Here is an 11,002-nt window from a genome sequence, read left to right on the forward strand (position 1 = left end):
CCGTTTTAAAGGTTTCTGTTAAACGCTCTATCTTTATTACGATTTTACCGAAAAAATGTTTCAATATTTTCCCTTTCCATTGCAGATTCAGTTTTTCTGCAAATGAAAAGACGCCCATCATTTCATGGTCGTCTCATCCTTCGTAACATTATATCTGAGCAGCCGATCTGTCTTTTATTTGCTCAGCTGCCAAACGTTTAAAATCCTCAACAGACAGCTGCTTTGAAGTCTTTTCTCCGTGCTGTCTAATATTTAGTGTGTTGTCTTGCATTTCTGTATCGCCAATGACAGCGATATAAGGGATTTTTTGCATTTGTGCTTCTCTCATTTTGTAGCCAAGTTTTTCATCCCGTTCATCGATTGTTGCTCTTATTCCGATACTTCTTAATTGCTGCTGCACCTCTAAGCAGTGATCAAGGTGAACAGTTGAGACTGGGATGATTTGTACTTGTACTGGTGCTAGCCATAATGGAAAGACACCCGCAAAATGCTCAATGAGAATGCCAAGGAAACGATCTAGAGAACCAAAAATGGCGCTGTGAATCACAACTGGCCGTACCTTTTCATTTTTTTCATTGATATATGTTAAATCAAATTTCTCAGGCATTTGAAAATCCAGCTGAATCGTGGCGCACTGATGGCTCCGCTGCAGGGCATCTTTAATATGAAAATCGATCTTCGGGCCATAAAATGCCCCATCTCCTTCATTTAGCTGGTAGTCGACCTTTAGACGATCAAGCACATTTTTTAGTGCCGTTTCGGATATTTCCCAAATGGCATCATCCCCTAAGGCTTTTTCTGGACGAGTGGATAGCTCGACTGAATACTCAAACCCAAATGTCCGATACACATGATCAACTAATTGGAAAATCCCTTTGATTTCAGCTTCGATTTGATCTTCTCTTAAAAAAATGTGAGCATCATCTTGGCAAAATGTTCTGACCCTGAACAATCCATTTAACGCTCCGCTAAATTCATGACGATGCACCTGACCAAACTCAGCCATTCTGATCGGAAGGTCTCTGTATGAATATAAGCTGTTTTTGAACATGAGCATATGCCCTGGACAGTTCATCGGTTTTAAAGCAAAGCTTGTATGGTCTACTTCTGAGAAATACATATTTTCATGATAATGATCCCAGTGCCCTGACTTTTCCCAAAGCTCTTGGTTCATCATAAACGGTGTACTCACTTCTTCGTATTGCGCTTTTCCTCGCACTTCTCTTGAAAAGGCCATTAATTCATTTCTGACAATCTGACCTTTTGGTAAATAAAACGGCATGCCTGGCGCTTCTTCTGAAAACATAAAGAGGGATAACTGTTTCCCTAATTTCCGGTGATCACGTTTATTTGCTTCTTCCATGAAATGAAGATAATCAGCTAGATGATTTGTATGCTGAAACGCTACACCATACACTCGCTGCAAGACATCCTGATTGCTATCTCCCCGCCAATAAGCCCCTGAAACACGTGTTAGTTTAAATGACTTTAAGTACCCTGTAGAAGGTACATGCGGCCCGCGGCATAAATCTACAAATTCTCCTTGCTGATAAACTATGATGGCTTCTTGAGAGGGTAAACCTTTTAAAATATCCAGCTTATATGGATCATGTGCAAACAGCGCTTCAGCTTCTTTGTAAGAGACCTCTTTTCTTTGGATAGGATGATTCTCATTTATGATATTTTTCATCTCTTTTTCAATTCCTGCTAAATCCTCAACGCTTAATGTTTGATCGAGCTTCATATCGTAGTAAAATCCATTATCAATGACCGGTCCGATCCCCAGTGTGACATTGTCATATAACCTTTTCACAGCCTGGGCTAATACGTGTGCAGATGTATGGCGCAGCACTTCAAGCCCTTCTTTTGAATCAAGTGTGACAATAGACAGCCGAACATCGCTGTTTAACTTTTCACTTAAATCAACCATTTGATCATTGACCTTTCCCGCCACTGCTTTTTTTCTTAAGCTCGGACTAATATGGGAGGCAACATCTGCAACAGTCGTACCTGCGGGAAACTCCTTTATCTTTCCATCCGGAAATTGAATCTTCACCATGTTTTCTCTCATAACTGACACACCTTTCCTATTTTTTGAAATAAAAAAACACACCCATCCCTCATAGAGGGACGAATGTGTAATCCGTGGTTCCACCCAAATTCCCATAACGCGTATTCGCTTTATGGCTCTGGCGCCGTAACGTGGCATTGACGGTATTGGTTACTGCAATTTTCCCCAATACAGCTCAAAGGTGGTAAGACAGCTTTTCTGCGTTAGGAAGATTTCAGCGTGACTTCCCTCTCTGGTAACCGATAAAAGCTGCTCATGTCCTTTTCAAAGCAATGATCCTATATGAGCGTACAAAAAAACACACCCATCCCTCATAAAGGGACGAATGTGAGATCCGTGGTTCCACCCAAATTCCCATAATGCGTATTCGCTTTATGGCTCTGGTGCCGTAACGTGGCGTAAACGATATTGGATACTGTAATTTCCCCAATACAGCTCAAAGGTGGTAAGACAACTTTTCTGTGTTAGGAAGATTTCAGCGTGACTTCCCTCTCTGATAACCAGTAAAAAATGCTCATGTCCTTTTCTTCGCTTTTAATTTCTCCATATCTTACATGATGATAATGGATGATGTAAAGGGTTATTTTGTGAAGAGCTTTTGAAATTCATTCTTTAAATGTAATATTGTGTGTATTCACTTGGGCTATATTCAATTTGAAACGCAGGTGATAAGGCCCGTTTCACTTCTTCAGTGATTCTCTCTCCTTCTTGATTGAATTTCTTTTCCATGTCTACACCATTTGGCAGCAAATCATCGGTTTCTTCGTCAAACCAGCGGCCATACTGTATATTCCAATTCCATAACTTTGAGAAAAGGGTATCACTCATTGGTAAATCATCTCTTTCTAAATGACATTGACAATGCCCGCAATGAAAAGGTTCACCACCGTAATCTCCTTCAATTTTCACAAAAGGATGATCCTCAAACTCTCGACAGCACACCCATTTTTTGAAGTTCTGACCGAACTCTGTCAGTTTAATCGAGTAATAACGCATGGAAGTTCGTTTTCCTTTCATGTCAAACATCCCTTGATCAATTAATGTCTTCAATCGATATTCAATAAAATCATCACCGATATACTGATCTAAATGACCAATGACTTCTCCTATTAAGCGTGGAGTGACGATATACTCCTCTTCTGGCGCGGACTGATGAAGCCGCTTAGCCATTTTCACTAAATAAGCATCAAATTCATCTTCTGGTACGCTGATCACTTGTCCTTTTTGCCATATCCGCAGCGTATGATTTTCTTTAGCAAGTGAAAGCCATTCATTTTGTAATCTTTCTCTCTCTTCTTTTGTCACTGGGTGAATATGCTCTTTACTCTCATACAAAATTTTAAATTTTTCAGATGTGATTTCTCCGGAATGTCGAAGGATCATTCTTCTTGTATTCGTATTGAACAGCTGATCAAATGCTGTCGTTGTATTGATTACAGACAATTCAACCCTTTTTTCTTTTAATAAATAGACGGCATATCGCAAGCCAATTTGCTCATGGGCATTACTGCCTGTCCAGATGAGTATACGACTGCCAGCTTTTATTTCTTTTATTTGCTGCAGCATTCTGTGCTGATCGTTAACCATGTCGTCAAAATAGCCAAATTCATTTGACATCACGTTACGCAGCCACTCTATACGGTTCGCTTGTCCTTCATGTTCGTGTAAATGTAGAAGTGGTCCAATCGAATAAATATCATCAAAAGCGATAATATTATCTATTTGATCTTGCTTCATTTCACGTATTGCTTGTTTTAAACTACCGGCAGCTGCCGCCCCAAATATGATATGTATCATTATTCGACTCCCTTTATCTTACAGTTTATTTCATCTTCACCTATTCATGGTGCTTGCGTCAATTCTATTAAGTCAATTTCATTCAAAAGTATGACAAAGAGATGATCAGATCTTTACAGAAGTGATCATGGCAGAACCGTGGAAGCTAGACTTTTACGAAAAACGAAAAGCCCCATAAAATGGGGCCATTTGCGTACAACCCGCTCTGAGACTTTCTTTCTGATTGATTGATTTATTGATAGAATTCTCCTAAAAAAAGGGATTTTCATATCTTTATTCACAAATTCCCCTTCACAATCGTTCTCTTTGCTTTTTTGATCATTTGCTAGTCACTTTTGTATTAAAATCCTTTGACCACTGTTCGCACAGGTTTCGCATCCAATTCAATTTGATCATAATACCTTAAGGTTTTGACAGGCACTTTACTTAACATAGAAAAATCACCGATTTTGAACATCCTGCATCTCCTCCGTTTTGTTGATCTGATCAAAGTATAAACCTTTCAGTAAAGGGGAAAGTCAACAGAAGAATTTCATTTGCATAATCATTTGATGAAGTTGAATAAATTTTCCAAAAGCGCAAAAAAGCCTAGATTTCTCTAAAATCTAGGCTTTGCCCATTATCCTAAAATTTTTTCTAACAATCCCATCTGCTCAACAATCTTCATATCATTCATAAACCCGTTCCAAACTTACTTTATTCTCTTACACGTTCATCTTCTTTTTCAATTTTTATTGCATCAAGATCATATAATAATATTTGATCAATTTCTTCTATTTTCATAGAAGGAATAGTATCGGCTACATTTGTTTTATTTTTCATATGATCACTCCAATAATTGAAATAAACCGCTCATCGCTCCTACTCCAAACAATCCAATCTTTCAAGACACTTCAACATGGTTCCACTTTTAAAAGAATTGAATATGGAACCCTCGCAAAACCGCTCAGCTCTCACAACCCCCATGATGAGAGCAAGTACACACTGCACATTTAAATTTGAAATGTCCACATTCTCGATATCGTTCAATCCACCTTCAATGCCATTTTCTTTGAGGATTTCTCTGTAGCGGGTAAGCTCCATCTCTTGATGTTGTTCTGCAAAGGTATAGACATCTTCGATAAAGCGTTGGACCGTTTCAGAATAATGCACAAAAGGCATCTGGATTGGGCGTTCAGCTGTTCCATCATTTTCTTGATCGATCACCCATTCTCCGATATGGTCCTCGCGGAGCATCGGTATGTATTTTGTTAGACTATCAAATTGGCTCATCGTTATCCTCCTCTATTTTTAGAATGCTTTCAAGCCCGACAATAATAAAAGGAACCATATGATCAACTGAATCGTACGTTTTATTATTTTTCATCTTTTGTTTCGTGGTGGCATCTATTCAAAATTAGGCTGGAGCCTTCAAATATATCAAAGGCTCCATTTCCAACTAAACTGCTTTAGCTAAAATAATAAATCTGTGTTGTTTTGCGTCAAAATAACCCTTTTGTTCAATGATTTTATGAATGGTGTATAATTCATCCTTGAAATTACTTATTTCAAAACCTGGCACTTGCCAAGAAATTGCTTTCAGATAATACACCAATGCTCCAATATCATAAAATCTTTGAACAGGAAACTCTTCTGCACTTTTCAACACCTCAAAATGATTCTCCTGTATTTCGTTTAAAGCTTTCTTTAAGTTCCAATCAATAAAATCTTTATTTATTGGTACCCTTAGATTCTCATTAATCTCTATGCAATCGAGTCCACCGACTTGTTGAGTTAGAAAAATACCTTCTTTCGAGATAATTCTTCTCACCTCTTTAGATGAAAATGACTCATGTTGATTGATGATAAGATCAAATTTTCCAGTCTCAAACGGAAGATTTCCATCATTAGAAATTTGAACTACCTTCACTCCTAAAGGTGTTAATCGTTCTTTTGCGATAGGTACATTAGGCAAGTAACCTTCTGTAGCATAAACTGACGTTGGAAAAGGTCTTAATTTCGATAAAAACTCTCCACCACCTGTTCCCATGTCCAGCATTGATTTTGCATTTTGAACAAGAGAAGTAGCTATACTACCATATGACCATGAAAGCAGCTCACTTTTCATTCTTCCAGTTTCAGATATGAATGAGAAATCCCACCCAACAAAAGGTTCATCTGCTTGTTTTATAAATGAAGAAAACTGTTTGTCATTCATCATAATCCCTCCAATTATCATTTTGAGTTTAATGATTAAATATTTGGCGGGCCTCTTACGAATGTATAAAGTTGTTATATTTCATGTTCTTTCAGTCTCATATTGAATCACTCCCATTAAAATACTTAAAATTATATTTAAAGAGCACCTTGCCGAAGACCTTGATTTTATATTCATCCAGCTGATAATTGAGTGAGACATGAGTTGTTTTGAGAATCGAGAGTACATGATGGGTGTCTCATTATAGAGGACTCAGTACAATAAGAATCCTAATAGGAAAAATAGATTGTTAGTTAAAGTAAAACCCCTCCTGTTGGAAGGGTTTTTATCATTTAGATACTGCCTTTTCTATTGCTGGTTTCGGTCCATCATAGCTGTCATTTCCTTTTTACTTAAGAGATAAAGACACCACACACTCCACATGCGCGGTATGCGGAAACATATCAACTGGCTGCATGTATTCGATTTTGTAGTCTTTTGACATGTATTCAAGGTCTTTTGCTAGTGTGGATGGGTTGCAAGAGACGTAGACAAAGCGTTTTGGTTTGACTTGTTTGACGGTGTCTAAGAAGGTGCGCTCACAGCCGGTTCTTGGCGGGTCGACGACGATGACGTCAGGACGGAAGCCTTCTTTGACCCATTTTGGCAGCCAATGTTCAGCTGTTCCTGTCACATAGGTCGCGTTTTTCATGCCGTGTTTTTTGGCATTTTTCTTGGCATCATCAATTGATTCTTTGATGACATCCATTCCTCGTACCTCTTTGGCGCCATCTGAAAGCCACATTCCAATGGTTCCAACGCCGCAATACGCATCGACAACCTTTTCTTTTCCTGTCAGTTTGGCCGCTTTTTTCGCTTCATCGTAAAGCTTTAGCGTCTGCTTCGGATTCAATTGGAAGAAAGCACGTGCACTTAGTTCAAAAGAGACGTCTCCTAAAAATTCTTGGATGACCATATTTCCAGCTAGGTGAGATGTATTATGGCCGAAGATGACCGACGTTTTTTCACCATTAATATTGTGCATGATAGACGTCACTTCTGGCAGACGTTTTTGAATGGCTTCGGCGATTTCTTTTTTCTTTGGAAATTCAGGTTTTGATGTGACAAGAACGACTTGTACTTCACCTGTTTCAAAGCCCACACGCACGACAATCGAGCGTACGTCACCTTTTCTTGTCCGTTCATTGTAGACCGATACGCCGAATTTCTCTAAAATTTTGCGGACAACGCCTGTTGTTTTGTTCGTTTTTGGATGCTGCACGATACATTCCTTGATCGGTACAAGCTTATGGGAATTTAGTCCATAAAGTCCTGCAATGATGTCTCCGCTGTGAGAACGTCCTACTTGGAACTGACTTTTGTTTCGATAATGCCACGGATCTTCCATGCCGATCGTTGGCCGAATATCAAGCTTTTCAACCGATAGCTTTGTATGTCGCTCCATTGATTGAATGACAATATCACGCTTTTCATTTAGCTGCTGCTCATACGCCAAATGCTGCAGCTGACAGCCGCCGCACTCTTCGTATACTGGGCATGGCGGTTTGACTCGATGCTCGGAGCGCTTTCGCACCTTCCTCACTGTACCTTCAGCATATTTTGCTTGGACATTCGTTGCCTCAACCACCACTTCCTCACCTGGAAGTGCACCTGGGACAAAGACCACTTGCTTTTTAAAATAACCGACCCCTTCACCATTAATGCCAAGGCGTTTAATGGTAAGCGGGAACTGCTGTCCCTTTTGCAAAAGGGCACCTTGCTGTTTTTCTTTCACTTTATTCTCTCCGTTCTATTTGAACCCTTGATAGGTTGTCTTCATTTTATTCCATCTCATTAGTATATCACGTCTTAGACAAAGAGAGAAAATTCCTTTCCGTTATTTATCTGTCTCAATGCTTCTCCATAAATATAAAGAAGCGTAGCTTAAATATGGAGTCCATTCCTTGCTTAGCGCTGCCATCTCTTCTTTTGTCGGTTTTTCAGGCAGGTCGAAGTGTCGTTTGATTGCGTTTTGAATGCCGATATCTGCCATCGGGAAAAGATTTGGTCTTCCAAGCCCATTCATGAGCACATTTTGAACCGTCCACGGGCCGATCCCTCTAATCGGAAGCAATCGCTCTTCCACCTCCAGATCGGATAAATCGTGTAATTCCTCTAAACAAAGTGAGCCGCTCACAATTCGTTTCGATACATCGATGACATATTCTGCTTTTCGCTGACTAAATTGAAGCTTTCTCAAATCATCTGTTTCAAGAGAGGCAATGGTTTCTGGTAAAGGATCAAACCATACACCTTCTATTTGCTCGCCGTACGTATGGACAAATCGTTTCGTGAGCTCGTAAGCAAACGAAAGATTAAGCTGCTGATGAATGATGCATTTCATTAAACAATGATATAAATGGAAATCAAGCATGAGCGGCGTTCCGATATGCTGCTCAAAAATGGGCGCTAGATTGGTTTGAGAAAAATGGTCTTGAATCATGTGTAATTGATGCTCCATGCCAAATATCCGTTTCACCTCAGAAAGAAGGGGTTCCTCTGGGCCGTTTGATTGCACCCGGAACATAGGCGCATCTTTTGTTCCAGTAGCTTGAACGATGACCACGTACGGTTTTTGCTCTAATCTGATCGGCACTTTGATTTCTCTTTGACTCAAATCGACTGCTTTTAATGGATCACTTGATAAGCGTCTAAGCACTTGATCGAAATGATACGGCGGCTCTACCGCCAGCTGTTTTTCCCACATACATGTCCTCTTCCTTTCTGCAAACATACGCAGATGTGATTGTTTCATTTTGCATGAATGATTCTCTAGATTGAATACTTTTAAACATAAAGAGTACAAGAATTTATCAGTTATATCTTCCTTATTTGTGGTCATTCTCCTTTTGGATAGATGAAAGTTTTTAGTCGAATTCAGCTAAAATTCGACAGCATCCTGCAACATTTTAGGCTCATTTTCCTTAAATTAGAAATAGAACCTCTGGGTGATATCTTCCATTCTAAAAATATTTGTATAATTATGACATATCAAGGAGGTGAACAAAGAAATTAGCGGATTAGGCAATCATTTGTTTTATCTTGCAGGAACATATTTACCTCATTGATGACCGGCTTCACTTAGTTTCACATTTTACAAAAAAGAAGACCCAAAATTTTAAAACAAAGGAGATCCGACCAATGAAAAAAACAATTCTTTCTGTTGCCCTTGCCACTGCTGTTTCTTCGACACTGCCAGTATTCGCTGACGCTGCTGAGCCAAAAACTTCAGCACCTGTTTCTACTACATTACAGCAAACCGTTTTAAACAAAGCTGCTGAAGGTAAAGCATCTACAACTGCAGGAAACGTTAATATTAACTTTGACGTACTTGGTATTGCGAATGCATTAATCAATGCTGCAAATGCTAACACAAACCGTGAAGGCTTTGTGAAAGGATTAATGGAGTCTGCTTTCTATGCTGCTGGCGCAAAATACAATGTCATGGTATTTAACTTAAGCCAAGGTTATGAGACTCGTTTCAACGGCGTCAAAACGTTTGCTACTGTGAAATACGGAAGTATTACGTACGGAGTCTGGGTATTCGAAAATGGATCTTTCACAAACAAAGGTGACGGCGGCTACATCAACTGGGCATTTAGAGGCTGGTTCGACCGTAATGGTGGTTTCGTCAACTTCCGTCGTCCTTAATTCTCGGTTTTATCCATCAATCATACACGCACATTGAACCGATCTCAAAAATGAGATCGGCTTTTTTTATGAAGAAAACGTATAAGTTCACCGGTGCTGCTTCATGATATAATGCAAGTCTGGAGGGGTGCACATGCTGAGAAAACTTGCAGTGACAAAAAACGGCGACTTGATTGAACATGCAACATTGCAGCAGATTTCAAGCCCCGATATCGCCTGGTATTGGATTGATTTTCATGCGCCAACGGAAAAGGAAGCAGCGCTTTTAAAGGAATATTTTCATTTCCATCCGCTTGCGATTGAAGATTGTTTTCATTATTTACAGCGTCCCAAGCTTGATTTTTATGAAGGATATTTGTTTTTCGTGCTGCATGCCCTTAATCAAAAAACGCTTCGTTCTGAGGAAGTCGATCTGTTTGTTGGTGAAAACTATATCGTGACCTTTCATTTGAAAGAAGCGCCGTACGTTGAACGTGTGATTCGAAAGCTCAAAGGGTCTGATAAAGCGAGAAACAGCGGACCTGAGCATATTGCCTACATGCTGATTGATCAGCTTGTTGATGATTATTTCCCTATTATTTATCAAATTGAAGACAGGCTGAATGAAATTGAGGATGAAGAAGGGCATAAAACGTATGGCACGTTGATGAACGAAGTATTTGGGATTCGCTCAGATTTACTCAAACTGCGAAGAACGATTATCCCGATGAGGGACCTTTTATATCGTATTGTGAACACAAATATGATGAAAAGCGATACAAACCGCCAAGCGTATTTTAATGACATTTATGATCATCTATTAAAACTAACCGAAATTGTTGAGTCAAACCGTGATATGACAGCCGATTTACGAGACAGCTATCAGACGCTGAATTCCAACCGGATGAATGCGATCATGATGACATTGACCATTGTGTCGACCATTTTTATTCCACTGACCTTTATTGTTGGGGTGTACGGAATGAACTTTGACAACATGCCTGAATTACACTGGAAATACGGCTATTTTGGCGTGCTGATTTTCATGGGTCTCCTCGTCTCAGGGATGCTTTTGTGGTTTAAACATAAAGGGTGGTTCAGGATTTTTAAATAGTACCCTCTTTTGTTTCATCGTAAAATAATCAAAAAGCCTGCAGGTCTTCTGCAGGCTTCAGATTGTTGACAAAGGGCTAAAATGATCTTGATTTTAGCCCTTTGTCTTCTTTTCAGCGTGATAGAAAACCTTTGAAGTCTAGGAAGGACGAGCA

Annotated in this window: 9 protein-coding genes, 1 pseudogene and 2 other annotated features; of the genes and pseudogenes, 2 read left to right on the forward strand and 8 right to left on the reverse strand. The window is 39.5% G+C overall.

Annotation, left to right across the window (positions count from 1 at the left end; translation table 11 throughout):
• Positions 1 to 148 precede the first annotated feature (148 nt).
• The 8 genes and pseudogenes from thrS to AWT60_RS18210 all read right to left on the reverse strand — a co-directional run bounded on the left by thrS (position 149) and on the right by AWT60_RS18210 (position 8,811).
• The gene (gene thrS, locus AWT60_RS18180) at positions 149 to 2,071 is read right to left on the reverse strand and encodes a threonine--tRNA ligase (RefSeq protein WP_218677588.1); all 1,923 of its coding nucleotides are present in this window, start codon (positions 2,069 to 2,071) and stop codon (positions 149 to 151) included.
• Positions 2,072 to 2,123: 52 nt separating this feature from the next.
• Positions 2,124 to 2,348, reverse strand: a binding site (T-box leader).
• Positions 2,349 to 2,385: 37 nt separating this feature from the next.
• Positions 2,386 to 2,609, reverse strand: a binding site (T-box leader).
• A gap of 74 nt (positions 2,610 to 2,683) precedes the next feature.
• Complete coding sequence (locus tag AWT60_RS18185) at positions 2,684 to 3,868, reverse strand: DUF1835 domain-containing protein (protein WP_218677589.1); 1,185 nt, start codon at positions 3,866 to 3,868, stop codon at positions 2,684 to 2,686.
• Between the two features lie 379 nt (positions 3,869 to 4,247).
• Positions 4,248 to 4,325, reverse strand: a pseudogene (locus tag AWT60_RS18190) (MerR family DNA-binding transcriptional regulator); the annotation flags it as partial.
• A gap of 239 nt (positions 4,326 to 4,564) precedes the next feature.
• On the reverse strand, positions 4,565 to 4,690 hold the full coding sequence (locus tag AWT60_RS18615) for a hypothetical protein (RefSeq protein ID WP_255222342.1): 126 nt from the start codon (positions 4,688 to 4,690) through the stop codon (positions 4,565 to 4,567).
• Positions 4,691 to 4,729: 39 nt separating this feature from the next.
• Positions 4,730 to 5,140, reverse strand: coding sequence for a DUF6508 domain-containing protein (locus AWT60_RS18195; protein WP_076839091.1), 411 nt, complete (start codon positions 5,138 to 5,140; stop codon positions 4,730 to 4,732).
• 166 nt (positions 5,141 to 5,306) lie between these two features.
• The gene (locus tag AWT60_RS18200; RefSeq protein WP_369810490.1) at positions 5,307 to 6,068 is read right to left on the reverse strand and encodes a methyltransferase domain-containing protein; all 762 of its coding nucleotides are present in this window, start codon (positions 6,066 to 6,068) and stop codon (positions 5,307 to 5,309) included.
• Between the two features lie 385 nt (positions 6,069 to 6,453).
• On the reverse strand, positions 6,454 to 7,839 hold the full coding sequence (gene rlmD, locus AWT60_RS18205) for a 23S rRNA (uracil(1939)-C(5))-methyltransferase RlmD (protein WP_076839094.1): 1,386 nt from the start codon (positions 7,837 to 7,839) through the stop codon (positions 6,454 to 6,456).
• 102 nt (positions 7,840 to 7,941) lie between these two features.
• Positions 7,942 to 8,811, reverse strand: a complete 870-nt coding sequence (locus tag AWT60_RS18210) for a DNA-3-methyladenine glycosylase family protein (protein WP_076839096.1) — start codon at positions 8,809 to 8,811, stop codon at positions 7,942 to 7,944.
• A 434-nt stretch (positions 8,812 to 9,245) separates the two neighbouring features.
• Here AWT60_RS18210 and AWT60_RS18215 point away from each other — a divergent pair, with 434 nt between their 5' ends.
• Both AWT60_RS18215 and corA read left to right on the forward strand, forming a co-directional pair.
• Positions 9,246 to 9,755 (forward strand): hypothetical protein, encoded by a 510-nt coding sequence (locus AWT60_RS18215; RefSeq protein ID WP_024425256.1) that lies wholly within the window; start codon positions 9,246 to 9,248, stop codon positions 9,753 to 9,755.
• A gap of 133 nt (positions 9,756 to 9,888) precedes the next feature.
• Complete coding sequence (corA, locus tag AWT60_RS18220) at positions 9,889 to 10,848, forward strand: magnesium/cobalt transporter CorA (protein WP_076839097.1); 960 nt, start codon at positions 9,889 to 9,891, stop codon at positions 10,846 to 10,848.
• Positions 10,849 to 11,002 lie beyond the last annotated feature (154 nt).

This window comes from Bacillus sp. F2HM, from assembly GCF_019266135.1.
GTDB lineage: Bacteria > Bacillota > Bacilli > Bacillales > Bacillaceae > Bacillus > Bacillus safensis.

Coding starts and splice junctions, on each gene's coding strand:
- thrS (WP_218677588.1), bottom strand. CDS start 2,071: ATGAGAGAAAACATGGTGAAGATTCAATTTCCGGATGGAAAGATAAAG.
- AWT60_RS18185 (WP_218677589.1), bottom strand. CDS start 3,868: ATGATACATATCATATTTGGGGCGGCAGCTGCCGGTAGTTTAAAACAA.
- AWT60_RS18615 (WP_255222342.1), bottom strand. CDS start 4,690: ATGAAAAATAAAACAAATGTAGCCGATACTATTCCTTCTATGAAAATA.
- AWT60_RS18195 (WP_076839091.1), bottom strand. CDS start 5,140: ATGAGCCAATTTGATAGTCTAACAAAATACATACCGATGCTCCGCGAG.
- AWT60_RS18200 (WP_369810490.1), bottom strand. CDS start 6,068: ATGATGAATGACAAACAGTTTTCTTCATTTATAAAACAAGCAGATGAA.
- AWT60_RS18210 (WP_076839096.1), bottom strand. CDS start 8,811: ATGTGGGAAAAACAGCTGGCGGTAGAGCCGCCGTATCATTTCGATCAA.
- AWT60_RS18215 (WP_024425256.1), top strand. CDS start 9,246: ATGAAAAAAACAATTCTTTCTGTTGCCCTTGCCACTGCTGTTTCTTCG.
- corA (WP_076839097.1), top strand. CDS start 9,889: ATGCTGAGAAAACTTGCAGTGACAAAAAACGGCGACTTGATTGAACAT.